The sequence below is a fragment of the Variovorax sp. PMC12 genome (assembly GCF_003019815.1).
Lineage (GTDB): Bacteria > Pseudomonadota > Gammaproteobacteria > Burkholderiales > Burkholderiaceae_C > Variovorax.
On sequence record NZ_CP027773.1, the window covers coordinates 3,290,464 to 3,307,942 of the forward strand.

Genomic DNA, 17,479 nt, shown 5'->3' on the forward strand with positions numbered 1-17,479 from the left:
TTGTAACTCACACGGCAAACTCGCTCAACTCGCAGCAATGTCGGAAAAGGCTGCCGCATACGCGGCAATCATCTTTTCACGATCGAAATGTTCCAACGCGTGCATCCGCGAGGCAAGCTTTAGTGCAGCTAGTTCGTGCGGCTGCTCCAGCCAACTCAATAGCAAGGCATGGATATGCTCAGTCGCTGTCGGAAAAATCAGGAAGCCGTTAACCCCGTCGATGACTAGCTCCGGAATTCCGCCCACGGGTGCTGCGATGACGGGAATGCCGCATGCATTCGCCTCCATAACCAGAACAGGCCTTCCATCGAATTTCGAAGGAAGGACAAGAACATCCAACTGATGTAAGCCATCTTTCACATGCTCCACAAAACCGTGATATTTCAATCTGTTTGCGACAGCACTGTTCGAAATGCGCGCCCTGACTATCGCCTCGTCAGGGCCTGTACCAAACATTCTGAAGTCATACAACGGCTCCCGACGTCCCAACTCTTCCGCCAGCTCTACAAAGCCAATTGGATTTTTTTCCTCCGACATTCGACCAACGAATCCAATTTTGAGTAATTCACTTTTCGGACTATTGTTCGGCGCGAATTCTTCTACATTGACACCACTCCTCACCACAGTCACCGGCGGGTTGTTCTTTCGAGAAAATCGCCTGATGAAACCAGCCATAAACTCACTCTCAACCATGACAGTGTCGAAGCACTTTTCATAAATGAAATGATTCAGCGTATGTCCGATTTCGTTATAAAGAATATCAGCAATGCGCAATCTTGGCAGCCGCTCTTTCCAGTATGGTAGTAGGTGATACAAATCGGCCGCGCCGATCTGCAATAATAGATCGATCTTTCGATCACAAAGCAGCTCGAGAACTTTATGAAAGCGCGCGGCGCTGTCCATTCCCGCCAGATTGAGCAGGTGACCAGTAGACGCGAAATCCTCCAGCGCGTCGGGAGTGTAAGCACCCGATGCAGCATCACAATAAGCAATCGTTATCTCAAAACCTCGCTCTCTCAGGTCCCGGAAGATTGCAATAGAGAGCGCCCCACGCACCAAAAAAGGGAGCAACGCCAAAATTCGGGGTGAGTTCATTTCGGCAGAAGACGTGTAAAAAGCGTCCATACTCGCGCAAAAAAAGAACCCTGACGCGCGGCAGGAGACCAACTATCGCTCATCGTATGTTCTGCATATTCAGGCTCAGGCTTAACAAACACTTGTGCTCCCGTTGGATTTAACAACGAAAGGCTGGCACTCATGATTTGATGCTCCGCCTGAAGTCCTTTAAAAGCGAGCTCCCATTTTTCACTCTCATTCTTGAAGTAATCCCGCGCATCAATGTAGGATTGAATATCGTTATGGAGTTTCCGGACCTCCTGATAAGCATCGGCATCGGGCCCTACAAATGCAAACAACCGGCGGCCGAGTTCAGCGAGTTGGAAGTGATCACTTTGGCCGGTCAGCATTGCGAGAAAATGCTGATAATTGGAAATGATCGCCGGCTGCATTAGTGCGCCAATCAGCCTATGCGCCTGAACTGGTGGCAGTTGGCTCAGCGAAGGATGACGGCACGCCCATGCCACAATGCGCGCAACTGAATTAAACAATGATCGTGTTGCTGCGAGAGGAACCAAATTGCGCTGCATTGCATAGCTGAGTTCAAGCAAACCGCTAACTGGATCTCCGTGCGTTACACCGCGCGAGTGTGCACGAATGAAAGTCAGGCGTTGAGGAACAACAGCGAATCTGCACCCATCTCGTAATGCGCGAGTCCACAGTTCGTAATCAGGGGCACGAATCATCGATGGGTCATCCAACCCCCATTGCTTATGCGCAATTGCACGTACCATAGTTGACGACCGACACAAATGATTGGCACCGATCCAGGTATCGACCAGATTCAGATCATATTCATTGTTGAACACCGCCTCCAATACGTCGGAAGAAGGATGTGGATTGTCATCTTCGTCGTAAATAGTAACATGCGAACCAATGACGTCAAGGCGAGGATCCGACGCCGCCACCTTTAGCTGAATTTCGGCTTTTCGCGGGTCAATCCAATCATCTGCATCAAGATTGACCAACCACTTGCCGCGCGCTTCCAAAACTGCACGGTTGTAACTCGCCGCACCACCTAAATTTCTCTCGTTTTTAAAAAGCCTGATTCGAGCGTCTTTGATAGCCAACACTATCTCAACTGAGTTGTCGGTCGAGCAATCATCCACCACCACAATTTCGAAATCTTGCACCGTTTGGTCAAAGATGCTTTGCAGTGTCTTACCTATGTAGCGTTCATAGTTGTATGAAAGGACGATGTACGAAAGAAGGGGATCCATACTCATCGCAGGCAACCGGTGACGCGGTCTAGGTCGTTCGACGACAAGTCATCATGGAACGGCAAACCGATTACGCGCGGAGAAAGAGCGTCGGTTGCCGAGAGATCAGACGCCGGGACATCCTTGAACGCCGGGTGCCGATGGCAACCCGCCCCCCACCAACGGCGCCACTCAACCTTTGCATCGTCGAGCCGTAGAGTTGTCGCGTCGACGTCCTCACTCGGCACAACTACGTTCAATGTCATGGTGACCCAATCAATTCCGACTCCGCGTTGTAGGCGCACCGACTTCCCTTCGAGCCGATATGCATATGCGGCTGTCAAGCGCTTCATTTCGTTGATCCGCGCCGGCAAACCATCCAGCCCGGCAAGACCCACTGCAGCCGCGTATTCAGAGATGCGGTAGTTGCCGGCGCGCATCGAAGACATGCGCTCATTACCGGCGAATCCAAAACCTGTCATTGCGGTTGCGCGGTCTATTAGATCGCGGTTACCACATAGGATTGCTCCTCCTTCGCCAATACCTAAGGTCTTAGTTGCATGCAGACTCACGCAGACCGGTTGGCTGCCGATGCCAGAAAGGGACGTCAATGCAGCAGCCGCATCGAACACTACTGGGATTTTATTTTCTTGCTCGAACTTAGCCCAAACAGCAAGATCAGGGGGAGCACCGAAAGCACTAACCACCAATACCGCAGCAACTGAATCGCCTATCGAGGCAAGCGCCGCTTTCGCAATCTCTGGCGTGAGTGCCAGAGAGTCTGGGTCGGTCTCAACTAAATACGGAACCAACCCCGCATTGCATACTGCATGCGCGCTGGCGATGAAAGTAAATGAGGGCATCAGGCAATAGATTCCTTGCCTCCTATGCAATCTCAGCGCGAGCTCAATTGCGGTAGTCCCGCTGGAGGTAAGTGTTACTAAACTACCACCGACAAATTCACCAAGACGCTGCACAAACTCGGCGTTTAAGGGACCGTAATTGCTGTATATACGCGTGCTGTCGATGCGATCGAGATAAGGCAGGAGTTTGGCCGCAACTGGCAACCTTGGCCGCAAGACCTTAATTTGCGAGGAAGACGGGCCGAAGTTTTCAACAGAAAGGGTTTTTAGCATCAGACTATAAACTGCAAAAACTAGGCCGTAGGTGGAATTGAACGTGAAATACCCCCGCTGCGACCAATGGGGCGCGCCGGTACACCAACAACGGTAGACCCTGGGTCGACGTCACGGATCACAACAGCACCAGCGCCAACCGTTGACCAAGCGCCAATTACAACACCCGGCGCGACACAAACACCCGCGCCGAGGTTGGCACCTTCGCGAACAGTGACTCGTCCAGCGATAGCGCACGATGGTCCAAGATTAACGAAATCCTCCAACACACAGTCATGCGCGATAGTGCAGCCGGGATTGATCAGCCCGTGGGACCCAATCGAAACATCTGTGGTGATACTGCATAAGCCGAGGATCATTGTGCCCATCCCAAATGACACGCAGGGGCCGATCACTGCGGCCGGATGGCGCACTGTAACGAACTTAGCCTTAAGACCTAGCAGCAGAGCAGCGTGTTGACGCGCCCGACTATCCCCCACCGCCAGAACGAAGCGAAGCGCTGGATCAAGCAGCGTCTCCAGACGTGCGACGCGTACTTGCAAGCCTCGAATGTCCGGTGCTGAGTAGCCTGGGTCAACGACAAAACCGGACACGAACTCTCCGCTAGCTTGCAAAGCCGAAAGAACTTCGCGCCCCAGGCCGCCTGCCCCATAGATCAACAGAGTCATATGCAGCAGTGTGCAATCGGAAGGAAAGAAGTGGCCGCCCTACGGGAGCGCTCTGAGTATAGAGCGCACCGAAGAGAACCCATACTGCCACAGCCCCCTCGCCTCAAGATTACCCAACGCGATATCTCGACGAGGTATCGATCCGCGGTAGAACCACAATTCACTGAGTCGATCGGCAGGAGCGAGATAAGTGAGAGCGCTCCAGCGATTTGTTATCGTTTTCCAGTTCCACGCAAAGCGCGATACGCCCTCCACCCCCACCTAGCCATCGATATGCCTCCCTTTACCACCGAGGGCACCTTTTGCTCCATCCAACGGGACAGTTTCAGGCTTGCGAACACGACTTGCTGATCATACTGTCCACGGCCTCCAAAAAGCCCCAGTGTCTCCTCTGTCTCAGCTTCAGTGCTTGGTAGATCTCCCGGATTTTTCCCCGCAGTAGCATCAGCATCATTTTCTGCGGCGATGGCATCCATCGAGGGATAGACGTGATTGCCAGCAACCGGTGAGCCAATTCCCACTGCAAGATGTCTCGCTTTCTGCTTGACTGCCTCAGGCGCACCTGTCCGCAGCATGTCGCCGTATTCGATCCGCCTGCGAACGACATCGCGAGGGGTATGAACCATCGAATTCGGTCTTCTTCGGTAGTAAAAAAAGACTTCCGTGGTAACGAGGGACCGCAATCCGGCGTCACACATTCTCATGAACAACGACCAGTCCTCGTAACAGTTGAGACTCTCGTCGTATGCAAATCTTTCTAGAGCTGATTTTCGGAACAACGCAGTCGCCGTAGAAAACCGATTCTCGATCAACCCGGCCACGACTGCTTCGCCGGAGAACACGGCGTAGTCACAGAAATCAGTAACTACGCTTGCTAAAGGCGCCGACTCCCCGTCAAGGAAGTAGCCGGCGGGCGTCACAACGATGTCGAACTCGGGACAGTTTTCTAATGCAGACACACCGACCGTCAGGAAACTCGGATGAATCAGATCATCGGCATCAAGTGTCAGCACATATTTGCCGCTAGCATGCTGCACGCCGATGTTGCGCGCGGCAGCCAACCCTACATTGGCGACAAGACGCACGACCTTAAGGCGGGGGTCCGAATTGCGCGTAAGCAAGTCGATCGCTAGCTTACTGCGAGCATCTGTCGATGCATCGTCCACAACGATGATCTCGATGTTCTCGTAGGTCTGCGCATTCAAACTCTCCAGAGTTTCGCCCAAGTAATTACCGAGGTCGTAATGAGGCACCACGATCGAAACGATCGGCAAGACATCTGGCGCACGCCAAGCACGCTGGACTCTGGGCGCACAAATCCAGGGCCAGGCGCTGTTAGGTACGTGAAGTGGTTCGAGTTCTACATTCTGCTTAGCGTTTCGCTCAAGCGTATGCATTAACCCCAAGACTGTGCCGTCAAACTTCAGACAATTAATGCCATCGATCCAACCAGTCGCGCCGCCGAAAGCCTTATTTCTTTCATTCAGTATTACTCTCGCACCAAGAAGCGAAGCTTCTAATGCGGCGAGGCAAACCGAGCCGTAGCTTCTTGAGAATACAACGGTTGCTCTACTGATCAATGCTTCGAGCTCGCGCCGCCCAAGCGCTGGCTCGACTCTTACCCGCTCGATTAGTGACGATGGAACTAGCCGCTGAACCTGTGCTGCGTAGGCCTGATCGAGGCCAGCTCCGGCCAAAATCATTGTGCCCGAGTAGTCCGGGTTCGCTTGCATAAAGCCGGCGACCCCACGCAAAAAAAGATCAGGTCGCTCGAAACGTTCGAGCGTCGACACGAAAACGATAGCTTGGTCTAGTGAAGAAGGTGTCGCCGATGGCGGCGTCAAATGAAAGTCAATCACCGCCGGTATGGCATGGCATACGACTCGCTGCGACCACTCCTCTTGCGCCAGACCGAACATTTGGCGAACGGACTCCCCCAACGCAGCCGTTTGCACCACCACACAGTCGCAATCGCGCAGACACTTGCGTTCTAAGTCGCTCACGTTCAAGTCGTCGATCGCCAGCGGCCTGGCTTCGGCATGCAAGTGCGCCGTGTGCGACATATGAACTCGCACGGCAATCAGCGCTCCGGGCAGAAATCCCCGAAGCCGGCATTCCTGCAACGTACAGAATGCCAGACCGCCCTCGTCGGGAAACTCGACATAGTCGACGGAAATGTTCCTACTCAAGGTCGAAAGCACCCTGAATACGCACGCAGATTTCCAATGGAAGAGTGTGTTCGAATATGCCCGCGCCGGCGGATGCTGGTTCGAGCTAGCCAGTAGGTCCTGACCGCTTCCGGTATCAACCTCGACGAGCCGCACATGAGGAAAGGTCGCTTCAAATGAGTGGCGATCAACCGGCACGTCTACTGTGAGCAAGGTCGCACGCATACGATCTGCCTCGCTCAGCGAGCGCAGCATATTGAACATGGCCCGGCCGGCGCTGCAAGTGGTGTAAGGGAACAAGCCCGACGACACGAAGACAAGGCCGCTCATGCAACCCTCCAGGAACAATTGGGCCGCCAAGCGGCAACTCCATTACTGCAAGGCTCTGGACACAACATCTATTCTCCCTTTTTGTGATTACTTCGTGTCACCGCCAACAGACCTGCTTGCAAACCCGCCTTGAGTTCATCCCGTCTAATGGAGATGTGCACACTGCCATCGCCAAGCATCACGGCACATGTCGTCTATATTGCGAGTTGCAACCCAACCCAGCAACTCGCGAGCAAGATTTGTATCGGCAAAACTGATGCCGATATCCCCCACCCGGCGCGCAGCCATCTCATATGGAATTCGGCGTCCGCTAGCTCGCTCAAACGCGTTGATCACTTCCAATACGGTCGCGCCTCTACCAGTACCGAGATTCACAAGGAAGCTGTTTTGGTTTCTAGATAGGAAGTTGAGGGCGGCCAAGTGCCCCTCTGCAAGATCCATCACATGGACGAAATCACGCACGCCAGTTCCGTCGGGACTTGGATAATCGCTACCAAAGATCTGTACAACTGAACGCAGGCCAGCGGCAACTTGAGCTACTAATGGCATCAAATTACTAGGTGCCCCCCTCGGGCTCTCACCAATCAACCCGCTGGTATGAGCACCGGCCGGATTGAAGTACCGAAGTGTCGCAATCCGCCATGCCGGGTCTGAAAGTCTCACATCTTGCAGCAACTCTTCAACGACGAGCTTTGTTCGAGCATAAGGATTGGTCGTCACGCAAACTGCGCCCTCCGCCACCGGCATCGCTTGTTCTAAGCCGTAAACTGCCGCTGACGATGAAAAGACCAGCATTTTGCAGCCGGCGCGTTGCATCGCGCCCAAGAGGCAAACCGAACCGTGGACGTTATTGTCGAAGTACTCAATCGGTAGATTGATCGACTCAGTCACGGCTTTCAGCCCTGCGAAGTGCAACACCGCTGATATCGGCAACTCCGAGAAGATTCTGTCCAGCGCCGCCGCATCGCGGATATCGCCTTCGTGCCATCGCACAGGTCGTCCGATGATCTGCTCCATTCGAGCTAGAACGGCAGGAGTGCTGTTGGAGAAATTGTCGAGCACAACGAATTCATGCCCGGCCCGTGCCAGTTCGATGCACGTGTGGGAGCCGATGTATCCGGCCCCGCCAGTGACCAGAATCAAAACACCTCTCCGGCGATGCTTTCGGCAAGCGATAGCGCCGCAGCATCCTTTGCGGACAACGCCGGAGTGGCACCGGCGAGCGGCCACTCGATACCGATGGCGGGATCGTTCCAAGCGATGCTTCGCTCGTAAGCGGGCGCGTAGTAGTCGGTGGTCTTATATAGGAAGTCGGCCGTTTCGCTCAGCACTAGAAATCCGTGCGCCAGGCCGGCCGGAATCCAGAGTTGACGATGGTTGTCTTCGTTCAGTTCCACGCCAACCCATTTGCCGAACGTCGCCGAAGACGGCCGAATATCGACGGCAACGTCAAACACTGCTCCGCGTACCACGCGGACCAGTTTGCCTTGGGGCTGCTTGACTTGGTAATGAAGACCACGCAGTACCCCTTTGGTCGAACGTGAGTGATTATCTTGCTTAAACTCCACAGAGAAACCGAGGGCCTGGGAGAACGCCTGCTGGTTGAAGCTCTCTAAGAAGAAGCCCCTTGCATCGCCGAATACTTTCGGCTCGATGACTAGGACGTCGGGAATGAGCGTGGGGAATGTTTGCACGGCGTTGATCTCTGAAAAAACAACTCTACAGACCAAGAGCCAGAGGTCGTCGCACTCTGAGCCTAGCCGTTGAAGATTTTCTCACATCCGCTGAGCGCGACCTGCGAGGTACTTAGCTAAGGGCCCTTCGATGCAGCGGCTGATTGAACTACCGATCGAAGTTCAGGCGTTCCCGCTCCACAACCAAGGGGCGCTTCATTACGTGCGTGAGAATCGACCCTACGTACTCACCGAGCAAACCAATAAAAAATAACTGCACCGAGGCAAAGAAGAACATGCCGATCAGTATGGGGGCTGTACCCGCAGAGAACTCGCCCCAGAACAACACCTTGAGCAACAGATACAACAATGAAACACAGAGGCTGATACCCGAAAGTGCGAATCCCGCCATCGTGGCAATCCGCAACGGGACCCTCGAATGCGATGTGATTCCGAGCATCGCAATGTCGTAGAGCGTGTAAAAGTTGTTCTTGGTGATGCCTCTTTTTCGGCGCGGTTGGTTGTAAGGTACCTGCACGGCCTCAAAGCCCACTTCTGACACCAAACCACGCAGATACGGATACGGGTCGTCAATGCGACGCAGTTCCTCGAGCACCATCCTGTCGTACAGCCCAAAACCCGTGAAGTTCTGAATCAGCTTCACATCTGCTATGCGTGTCACAGTCCGATAGTAGGCACGTCGGATCGCGAACATCAAGCCCGATTCGTCCGCCGTCGGCTTGACACCGACAACTAGCTTGGAGCCGTTGCGCCAATGCTCAACGAAATCCTTCATTAGCTCGGGAGGATCCTGCAGGTCGGCCACTAGCAGGATCGCCGCGTCTCCGCGCGCTTGCAGAAGTCCGTAGAAAGGCGAGCGGATATGGCCGAAATTCCGAGCGTTAAGAATCACCTTGACCTTGGGGTCAGCAGCCGCCATCGCACGCAGGAGTTCGGGCGTCCGGTCGGATGAGAAGTTGTCGATGAACAGGTGCTCGTACGTCACGCCCTCGATGGTCTCGAAGACGGCGCGAGCCTGCCGGTACACCTCCTCAATGTTGTCTTCTTCGTTGTAGCAGGGGGTAACGACAGTGATGTGTTTCATGAAGCTGAGAAGACAAAGCGGCGCTGTAGCACGAACGCCAACAGCGCCAGGGGAACGAGGACTACCGCGTTCGCGACGTACACATTGAGCCCGGCACGCAGCAGCAACGCCACCGATCCAACGTTGAGCAGGTATACGAAGCCGTACACCGCAACGAAGCGACCGAGTTGCGACAGGCGTGCGCCGCCGAACACCAGCCGCCCCGTGCTCTGGAAGTTGAAGGCAACGCCCAACACAGTCGCCAGCCCGATGGCTGCCGGGTATGGCAGGCCGATCCACACGAAGACAGCAAACAGCGCATAGCCGACAACGGTATTCAGTCCGCCTACCAGCATGAAGCGCAGGAGCTGCGAATTCAGCATGCGCCGAACGCCGCCCATTTGCCGACAAAAGGCGCCACGCGCGAACGTACCGAAGCTATGTCGAGCCCGTGCTCGCGCATGGCGTGGGCATGCGAGCCGCAGGTCTCCGAGAACCGCTCGCCCACACCGATACGCAGAACAGGAACGGGGTTCGTCTCCGAGATTGCCTCAAGCACTGCGGCACCGAGCCCGCCAGCAGCCGAGTGCTCTTCCAGCGTTACAAAGGCGCTGCTGCTTGCAGCCAATGCTCGGAGTTGCCCGGCATCTAGCGGCTTGATCCAGGGTGCGCTCCACACGGACACGTCGAGCTCAGCGCCCAACTCGCATGCGGTCTTGACCATGGAGCCGGTCGCGATGAAGTGCACACGAGATTGCCCCCTCTGCACGCAAGCCAGTTCGCCACGCGTCAGAGAAGGCGCCTTAGCGTGCACCGCGCCCAAGTCAGCCTTGCCCATGCGCATGTAAACCGGGCTCTGGAGCGTCAGCGCTGTTGACATGCAGGCCGTAAGCTCGTGCGCGTCGCATGGCGACATGATGTCGATATAAGGCACCGACCGCAGGCAGGCGATGTCCTCGAAGCTCTGGTGGCTGGTGCCCAGAGTGCTGTACACCAGCCCGGCGCCGTCCCCAGTGAAGATGACCGGCAGCTTCTCGTAACAGACGTCGATCTTGATCTGCTCCACAACTCGCACCGGCACGAACGCGCTCAGACCGTAGACGATGGGCCGGAAGCCCGCTTTAGCCAGCCCGGCGGCAACACCGACCATGTTCTGCTCGGCGATGCCGGCATTGATGTACTGGCCAGGGCAGCGCTTGCGGAATTCGTCGAAAAGGGCGTAGCCATGGTCGCCAGTCAGGAGCACCACGCGCTCGTCCTTGGTGGCGGCTTCTACCAGCGCAGCGGAAAAAGCGGCTCTCATGCGGATGCTCCTTCGAGTTCACGCAGGGCCTGCGCATACAGGTCGGCGTTCAAGCGCGAGTAGTGCCAAGCATTGACGTTCTCCATGTACGACACGCCCTTGCCCTTGACCGTCTTCGCGACCAAGGCCTTGGGCCGTCCGTTCTTTCGCCCTTCCAAGTCCTCGATAGCCGCCGAGATGGCGTCCATGTCGTGCCCGTCGATGGTGAGCACGTCGAAATCGAAAGCCGCGAACTTGGCGCCCAGGTCTCCGAGCTTCATCACTTCGTCTGTGGTGCCCATGGCCTGGAAACCATTCGCGTCGACAATGACCATGAGGTTGTCCAGCTTCGCGTGCGCCGCGAACAGCATGGCTTCCCAGATCGGTCCTTCGTTGATTTCGCCGTCGCCGATCACTGCGTAGCACTTCTGCCCGGTCTTGCGGCGTTGTGCGGCCAGCGCCAGCCCCACGCCGACCGAGAGCCCGTGGCCGAGCGTGCCGGAGGTCACCTCGCAACCGGGCACATGCGCATCGGACAAGCCTTTCAGCCGTGAGCCGTCATGGAAGTATTGGTCGACGTCCACGCGGTCTATCCAGCCGAGTTCGTACAGGCAGGCGTACTGGGCCATGACACCGTGACCCTTGCTGAGCACCAAGTAGTCGCGCATTGGGTCGGTGGCATCAGACTTGTCGTAGCGCATGTGGCGCCCATACAGGCATGACAGCAACTCGATGATAGAGAACGCGCAGCCCAGATGGACGGCGTTGCCTGCATACGCCATCTCCACCACTGTTTTGCGCAGGGAAGCGGGATCGAATGAATGTCTCATGCTGGAAAGGATACGTTTGCACATGGCGTGGACAGCCAAGCGATGGTTCTGCGAATGCCTTCTTCAAGGCTGACGGCGTTCGCCAGCCCGAGTTCCTCGGTCGCGCGCTGCAGGCTTGGCACGTAGCGATGGCCCGCGAGGCCCGGCGTCGGCCTGCCGACCACTTCGACCGGAATGCCGGTGCCGGCGATCCGGGTCACCTCGGCCGCGAGTTGGGCGATGCTCACCTGGGTATCGCCACCGATGTTGTACGCCCGGCCAGGCGCACCCAGCGCCAGGCAGCTCAACAACCAGCGTGCCATGTCGCCCGCGTACTGGTAGGTGCGGATTGCCTCGCCTGTGCCCTGCACCACGATCCCCTTGCCGCTGGTGGCCTGCGCGATGAACTGCGCCGCAGCCACGCCGCTGGAGGCATGCAGGTAGGGACCGATAAAAGCGAAGCAGCGTGCAATCACCACCTCGAAAGGCCATGCCTGCCCCACGACTGCTTCTGCCCGACGCTTCGCCCGTGTGTAGACGTTGACGCCATCACTCCTGTCACCCATTTGCCACGACAGCGATTCTGCGAGCCTCTGATCGCCAGGCTGCTGACCGTAGACCGCGCCCGAGCTGACTTGCAGGAAACGCCGGGCGCCACAAGCAGCCGCAAACTCGCAGACGCGACGGGCTCCGGCCTCGGACAGATGCTCAAGGTTGTCGGGCCCCGTGCCTAGAGCCGCCACAGGCAAGGCTGCATGGATCACCGACGAAAAAGATCCGCGCGGAAACTCGAAATCGACCACGTCGCCCTGCAGCAGCGTTACCGGGGCAGCTTTGGCCAGGTGCGGACTGGCTTGGATGAACCGGCGCGGCTCCCGAGTCAGCACCGTTAACGCCAGCCCCAGGCCCAGCGCCCTATCCGCATGCAGCAGGCATTCGAGCAGCCACTTGCCCACGAAGCCGGTGCCGCCCGTCAAGAAGATCGCGTGATTGCGAAACGCTTCCCACACCGGGGGTGTAGTCAGCCGGAGGACCTCATCGAGTTCCGTTGCCGGGACAGGATTGGCCGGGTCAGTCAAAACGCAGACCGAGATAGGTCTCGATGCTCTCGACGGCATGGTCGAGCATGGGCTCGGTCAGGCCGGGGTACACACCGATCCAGAACGTGTCGTTCATGATCCTGTCGGTATTCTTGAGCTCGCCCACCACGCGGTAGTTGCGTCCGATCATGTAGGGCTGACGCAGCAGGTTGCCGGCGAACAGCAGCCGGGTACCGACCTTCTGCTGGTCAAGGTACGTCAACAGGTCCACGCGCCGCGTGTTGGCGGCTTCGCGCAAAGTGATTGGAAAGCCGAACCACGACGGCTCAGAGCCCGGCGTGGCTTCGGGCAGCTCAAGGAATTCCTCGCAGCTGCGCAGACGCTCAGTCAGGTATGCGAAGTTCTTCTTGCGCGCGGCCACGAAGCCGTCCAGCCGGTCGAGCTGCGCCAAGGCGCACGCAGCCTGCATGTCCGTAATCTTGAGGTTGTAGCCCAGGTGGGAGTACGTGTACTTGTGGTCGTAGCCCTCGGGCAGGTCGCCCAGCTTCCAGCAGAAGCGCTTGTTGCAGGTGTTGTCCTTGCCGGGAGCGCAGTAGCAGTCGCGGCCCCAGTCGCGAATGGACTCGGCGATCAGGCGCAGTTCGTCACTGTTGGTAAACACCGCGCCGCCCTCGCCCATCGTGATGTGGTGGGCCGGGTAGAAGCTCAGCGTGCCGATGTCGCCGAAGGTACCCACGAGTTGCCCTTCGTAGCGCGCGCCCAGCGCATCGCAGCAGTCCTCGACCAGCCACAGGCCATGCTTCTCGCATGCGGCCTTCACGACCTTCAGGTTGTAGGGATTGCCCAGTGTGTGCGCCAGCATGATGGCCTTGGTGCGCGGGCCGATCGCGGCCTCCAGCTGGTCTGCATCGATGTTGTAGGTGGGAATGTGCACGTCGACGAATACAGGCACCGCGCCGCACTGCAGGATCGGGTTCACGGTGGTGGGGAAGCCCGCAGCCACACCGATCACCTCATCGCCCGGTTTGATCGCGCGGTCGCCGAGCTTGGGCGAGGTCAGGGTCGAGAACGCGACCAGATTGGCAGAGGAGCCGGAGTTCACCGTCATTAAGTGCTTTACGCCAAGGTAGGCCGCTAGCCGACTTTCAAACAACGTGTTGAAACGGCCAGTGGTCAGCCATGCGTCAAGCGATGCGTCGACCATCAACTGCATTTCCGGCGTGCCGACAACCTTGCCCGATGGCGGGATCAATGTCTCACCGGCTATGAAGGGCGTCGACACGCTGGCCAACTCGCCGTACTCGCCAACCAGCGCCAAGATCTTTTTGCGCAGCTCGTTTTTCTTGAAGGAGATTTCAGTCATGGATAGGGGTACTTTCGTATTTTTCGATTTGTTCAAGGGTCACGTCAGCCATGTCCCGGCCGTCAAGCCAAGCCCGCTGCCAATCGACAATGACACCAAGGCTCGTGCGCAAGTCCCATCGAGGGATCCAGCCCAACGTCTGTCGGGCCTTGGAGCAATCTAGCTTGAGCCAGTTCGCTTCATGCGGCTGACCATCCTGCGCAATACTGCGCCACGCGGCACCGTCACCCCAAAGGCTGACCAGTTGATCTGCAAGCCAGGCAACAGGACGCGCGTCCGAATCCGCAGGCCCGAAATTCCATGGCTCGGCCCAAGTCGGCCCCTCAGCAAAAAGGCGCTCGGCCAACATCATGTAGCCGCAAAGCGGCTCTAGTACGTGCTGCCAAGGCCGGATGGCATTTGGGTTGCGGATATCCGCTCTCCGGCCTTCCGCAATAGCGTGCAGCAGGTCCGGCACCAGCCGATCTTGAGACCAGTCACCGCCGCCAATCACATTGCCAGCGCGCGCAGTGGCCAGCGCAACACCGTGCTCTGCATAGCGATTCTCGTTGAAGAACGAGGACCGGTATGAGGCTACCACGAGTTCCGAGCAACCCTTGCTATTGCTGTAAGGGTCGTAACCTCCCATGGGCTCATTCTCGCGATAGCCCCATTGCCACTCGCGATTCTCGTAGCACTTGTCGCTGGTGACGATCACGATGGCGCGAATGCTGTTGCAGCCGCGCGCCGCCTCAAGCAGATGAACGGTGCCCATCACGTTGGTGGAATACGTCTCCACTGGATCAACATAAGAGCGGCGCACAAGCGGCTGGGCCGCTAGATGGAAAACGATCTCAGGGGCAAAGTCGTTAATGGCGGCCCGTAGCGCGGCGAGGTCTCTTACGTCCGCAATCTGTGTTTCCGTCGAGAACCGCCCCATGGTCAGCGCATGCAAGCTGGGCTCTGTTGACGGCGCCAACGAGTACCCGCGGACGATAGCTCCATGTTTTCCCAGCCATAACGCCAGCCAACTTCCCTTGAAGCCTGTGTGACCCGTGAGAAACACGCGCTTGCCGCGCCAAAACGATGGAGTCATTCCCAAACCTTCCAAGGCGCCGTGCCTTCAGCCCAAAGCTCTTCAAGGTAATTTTTGTCACGCAGCGTGTCCATAGGCTGCCAAAAACCTCCGTGCTTAAAGGCAGCCAATTGCCCTTCGCTTGCTAAGCGTTCGAGCGGCTCGCGCTCCCACACAGAAGTGTCGTCTGATATGTAGTCGATCACGGACGGCGACAATACGAAGAATCCGCCGTTGATCATGGCGCCGTCACCCTTAGGCTTCTCTTGGAAGCTTCGCACCTTGTCGCCTTGCATATCCAATGCACCAAAACGCCCAGGGGGGAATGTTGCGGTGAGCGTGGCCTTCACGTTTTGGGCTTTATGAAAGGCAATGACGTCAGTGATGTTCAAATCTGCAACGCCGTCCCCATAGGTGAAACAGAACAACTCTTCATCTTTCACGTAGGGTGCCACGCGCTTGAGACGTCCGCCGGTCATGGTTTCTTCGCCGGTATCAATGAGCGTCACGCGCCAAGGCTCAGCCTTGCGTTGATGAACCTCCATGCTGTTGCCGACCATGTCGAAGGTCACGTCGGACATGTGAAGGAAGTAGTTTGCGAAATACTCCTTAATTACGTAACCCTTGTAGCCACAGCAGATCACAAAGTCATTTACGCCGTGCGCGGCGTAAATTTTCATGATATGCCAAAGAACAGGCTTGCCGCCGATCTCAATCATCGGTTTCGGCTTCATCCCAGTTTCTTCAGAAATCCGGGTACCAAGACCCCCTGCAAGAATCACCGCCTTCATGTTCATTTTTTCCATTGACGATCTAAGGTTAGGCGAAGAATTTCGCAGGAAATGGCAAGCAGCTGAGGGAGCGCCCTCCAAACAAGAGCGCGAACTCAATAATTTTTTCCATTAAACAATTCCAATTCCGAAAATCGAGTTCTGCCGAACGCGCGATTTTCCTCCCAGCAAAGACAAATCTATCATTCAAGGATAAAACCCAGAAAAATGGCTGAGCCACCTCAAAAGACCTTCTTCAAACAGACAATAGCTAGATTTCCAAATATTGCGAGAGAATCTGCGTGAGGCCAAGTCTGCCTTCCCTTACAGTACTCCTCTGCTTTAGCAACACCACTGGCATCAGCATTTTTAAGCTCATACCCGGAAATCTCCGAAAGCAGTGCAACTTTCGAGTATTCGGGATAAAAAGATGAGACATTCAAATCCCCCTGAATAGTTCTCAATTTTTTGGGGAAAGCCCAAGCACCCCCACTAATACTCACGTATCTTATTTCGTTAAAGTTCGGCAGAGTTTCAAGGCGAGACAGGATACGATTGGCCATTAATCTATCCCAATCATTCAGTCGCTGTTGATCAACTAAAATTTGATTACTCAAGAAAACGAAGCCAACAAGAATCACACCCCGAGAAACACTTGCAGCGAATTTCAATCCTCTATGTGCAAAATTTTTCAAACAAAAATCAGCAGAGAGCAAAATCAGTCCGAGAAGCATTGAAACATGCGCAACGACCCGAGGCACCGGCCACCAAGTTCTAAAAGCAACAATCAATCCAAGCGACAAAGGAATAAATAGGACCAAAATGAACAAGGATAAGATTGCATGTTTTTGAGCACCTTTTATCCGGGCCGTTAGAACAATTCTCCAAAGAATGATAGCAATCGAAAATAAGATAACCACCGCAACCAAAACTTTCATCCAACCAGAATAAACCGGTTCATTCGTCCAATAAATATTGGCCAATGACGAATATACCTGCCTTGCCCTTTCAGGAAATTCAGCAACCGATATAGTCTTCGCGCGATCGACATCGCCACTTATCCCGTAATATCTCGCCAAACCCGTGGCAACAAGAAAAAGCAAACCCGAAATTAAACTGACGGCGATTAGATCGACTACCCGCCAGTAAATTTGCCGAGAAAACAATGCAGGCCGCCCTTCATCCCTTTCGGAAAGGAACGCCAAAAGAAGCGCAAACGCAATGGCAATCGCGAAGTAATTAAGAAACACCTGGTAAGTGAATACCATGGCTAGAGTTGCGAGCAATGCAACCGATCGCCCTCTCCAAGTCGACGGATGCCTGACTAGAGCCTCCAGAGCCACTATCGAGAAAATCAAAGCGGCGCAATAGCTCGGCAACACCAAGCGGAACGTAAGTATTTCTGCTAAGTATGGGTGCGCAACGACCAGAGCCCCCACCAATCCTGCTGCAGGCAGACGTTCGACTCCGACAAATCTAAAAACCGACACCACGAAAGCAGACTGCAAAACCAGAACCAATAACCCCAGCGGGAAAAATAAATCTCCCGCATTAACCCCGAGCGACTCAAGCCCCCCGAATATCAAAGCCATCAAGTACCGGCCCTGAGAAAAGAATAGGCTCAGCGCTTTATCGTCCACCCCATTACCTAGAGAATAATCATCGATCGAAAATCCCCGGAACAACACAACGCCTTTGGAAAAAATAGCCGCGGCCACGATTATCGCAAGCAGTCGCAAATTTGCGCGATCATCATCACGCCCCAAGACGAAAATACTTTTTTTCAT

At 55.7% G+C, this 17,479-nt stretch carries 16 protein-coding genes; all 16 read right to left on the reverse strand.

Translation table 11 applies throughout. The features are described 5' to 3' along the window. Positions 1-24: 24 nt before the first annotated feature. A complete protein-coding gene (locus tag C4F17_RS15350) occupies positions 25-1,095 on the reverse strand; it encodes a glycosyltransferase (RefSeq protein WP_106935810.1) in 1,071 nt (356 codons plus the stop codon). Further along, the gene (locus C4F17_RS15355; protein WP_106935811.1) at positions 1,092-2,342 is read right to left on the reverse strand and encodes a glycosyltransferase family 2 protein; all 1,251 of its coding nucleotides are present in this window, start codon (positions 2,340-2,342) and stop codon (positions 1,092-1,094) included. The genes C4F17_RS15350 and C4F17_RS15355 overlap by 4 nt, the downstream gene beginning before the upstream one ends. Then, entirely contained in the window at positions 2,339-3,451 is a 1,113-nt protein-coding gene (locus C4F17_RS15360; RefSeq protein ID WP_106935812.1) for a DegT/DnrJ/EryC1/StrS family aminotransferase, read from the reverse strand. Before C4F17_RS15360 ends, C4F17_RS15355 begins: the two co-directional genes overlap by 4 nt. 20 nt (positions 3,452-3,471) lie before the next feature. Beyond that, a complete protein-coding gene (locus C4F17_RS15365) occupies positions 3,472-4,119 on the reverse strand; it encodes a NeuD/PglB/VioB family sugar acetyltransferase (RefSeq protein WP_106935813.1) in 648 nt (215 codons plus the stop codon). Between the two features lie 212 nt (positions 4,120-4,331). Next, entirely contained in the window at positions 4,332-6,617 is a 2,286-nt protein-coding gene (locus tag C4F17_RS15370) for a glycosyltransferase family 2 protein (RefSeq protein ID WP_159053668.1), read from the reverse strand. 144 nt (positions 6,618-6,761) lie between these two features. Further along, on the reverse strand, positions 6,762-7,760 hold the full coding sequence (gene galE, locus C4F17_RS15375; RefSeq protein WP_106935815.1) for a UDP-glucose 4-epimerase GalE: 999 nt from the start codon (positions 7,758-7,760) through the stop codon (positions 6,762-6,764). Then, positions 7,757-8,311: a dTDP-4-dehydrorhamnose 3,5-epimerase gene (gene rfbC / locus C4F17_RS15380; RefSeq protein ID WP_106935816.1), complete on the reverse strand. Its 555-nt coding sequence runs from the start codon at positions 8,309-8,311 to the stop codon at positions 7,757-7,759. Before rfbC ends, galE begins: the two co-directional genes overlap by 4 nt. A 148-nt stretch (positions 8,312-8,459) precedes the next feature. Next, entirely contained in the window at positions 8,460-9,395 is a 936-nt protein-coding gene (locus tag C4F17_RS15385) for a glycosyltransferase family 2 protein (protein WP_106935817.1), read from the reverse strand. Then, positions 9,392-9,757, reverse strand: a complete 366-nt coding sequence (locus tag C4F17_RS15390; protein ID WP_234382109.1) for a GtrA family protein — start codon at positions 9,755-9,757, stop codon at positions 9,392-9,394. Before C4F17_RS15390 ends, C4F17_RS15385 begins: the two co-directional genes overlap by 4 nt. Then, a complete protein-coding gene (locus C4F17_RS15395) occupies positions 9,751-10,677 on the reverse strand; it encodes a transketolase family protein (protein WP_106935819.1) in 927 nt (308 codons plus the stop codon). Before C4F17_RS15395 ends, C4F17_RS15390 begins: the two co-directional genes overlap by 7 nt. Continuing rightward, entirely contained in the window at positions 10,674-11,510 is an 837-nt protein-coding gene (locus C4F17_RS15400) for a transketolase (RefSeq protein WP_234382111.1), read from the reverse strand. Before C4F17_RS15400 ends, C4F17_RS15395 begins: the two co-directional genes overlap by 4 nt. Beyond that, positions 11,483-12,544, reverse strand: coding sequence for an NAD-dependent epimerase/dehydratase family protein (locus C4F17_RS15405; protein ID WP_159053669.1), 1,062 nt, complete (start codon positions 12,542-12,544; stop codon positions 11,483-11,485). Before C4F17_RS15405 ends, C4F17_RS15400 begins: the two co-directional genes overlap by 28 nt. Beyond that, the gene (gene rfbH / locus C4F17_RS15410; protein WP_106935822.1) at positions 12,537-13,868 is read right to left on the reverse strand and encodes a lipopolysaccharide biosynthesis protein RfbH; all 1,332 of its coding nucleotides are present in this window, start codon (positions 13,866-13,868) and stop codon (positions 12,537-12,539) included. Before rfbH ends, C4F17_RS15405 begins: the two co-directional genes overlap by 8 nt. After that, entirely contained in the window at positions 13,861-14,943 is a 1,083-nt protein-coding gene (gene rfbG, locus C4F17_RS15415; protein WP_106935823.1) for a CDP-glucose 4,6-dehydratase, read from the reverse strand. The genes rfbH and rfbG overlap by 8 nt, the downstream gene beginning before the upstream one ends. After that, positions 14,940-15,713 (reverse strand): glucose-1-phosphate cytidylyltransferase, encoded by a 774-nt coding sequence (gene rfbF / locus C4F17_RS15420; RefSeq protein WP_106937568.1) that lies wholly within the window; start codon positions 15,711-15,713, stop codon positions 14,940-14,942. The genes rfbG and rfbF overlap by 4 nt, the downstream gene beginning before the upstream one ends. A gap of 221 nt (positions 15,714-15,934) precedes the next feature. Continuing rightward, the gene (locus C4F17_RS15425; RefSeq protein WP_106935824.1) at positions 15,935-17,479 is read right to left on the reverse strand and encodes a glucosyltransferase domain-containing protein; all 1,545 of its coding nucleotides are present in this window, start codon (positions 17,477-17,479) and stop codon (positions 15,935-15,937) included.

Excerpts from the sequence above, each read along its gene's own strand:
- C4F17_RS15350 (WP_106935810.1), bottom strand. The coding sequence starts at position 1,095 with ATGAACTCACCCCGAATTTTGGCGTTGCTCCCTTTTTTGGTGCGTGGG.
- C4F17_RS15355 (WP_106935811.1), bottom strand. The coding sequence starts at position 2,342 with ATGAGTATGGATCCCCTTCTTTCGTACATCGTCCTTTCATACAACTAT.
- C4F17_RS15360 (WP_106935812.1), bottom strand. The coding sequence starts at position 3,451 with ATGCTAAAAACCCTTTCTGTTGAAAACTTCGGCCCGTCTTCCTCGCAA.
- C4F17_RS15365 (WP_106935813.1), bottom strand. The coding sequence starts at position 4,119 with ATGACTCTGTTGATCTATGGGGCAGGCGGCCTGGGGCGCGAAGTTCTT.
- C4F17_RS15370 (WP_159053668.1), bottom strand. The coding sequence starts at position 6,617 with ATGAGCGGCCTTGTCTTCGTGTCGTCGGGCTTGTTCCCTTACACCACT.
- C4F17_RS15385 (WP_106935817.1), bottom strand. The coding sequence starts at position 9,395 with ATGAAACACATCACTGTCGTTACCCCCTGCTACAACGAAGAAGACAAC.
- C4F17_RS15390 (WP_234382109.1), bottom strand. The coding sequence starts at position 9,757 with ATGCTGAATTCGCAGCTCCTGCGCTTCATGCTGGTAGGCGGACTGAAT.
- C4F17_RS15395 (WP_106935819.1), bottom strand. The coding sequence starts at position 10,677 with ATGAGAGCCGCTTTTTCCGCTGCGCTGGTAGAAGCCGCCACCAAGGAC.
- C4F17_RS15400 (WP_234382111.1), bottom strand. The coding sequence starts at position 11,510 with ATGTGCAAACGTATCCTTTCCAGCATGAGACATTCATTCGATCCCGCT.
- rfbH (WP_106935822.1), bottom strand. The coding sequence starts at position 13,868 with ATGACTGAAATCTCCTTCAAGAAAAACGAGCTGCGCAAAAAGATCTTG.
- rfbG (WP_106935823.1), bottom strand. The coding sequence starts at position 14,943 with ATGACTCCATCGTTTTGGCGCGGCAAGCGCGTGTTTCTCACGGGTCAC.
- rfbF (WP_106937568.1), bottom strand. The coding sequence starts at position 15,713 with ATGAAGGCGGTGATTCTTGCAGGGGGTCTTGGTACCCGGATTTCTGAA.
- C4F17_RS15425 (WP_106935824.1), bottom strand. The coding sequence starts at position 17,479 with ATGAAAAAAAGTATTTTCGTCTTGGGGCGTGATGATGATCGCGCAAAT.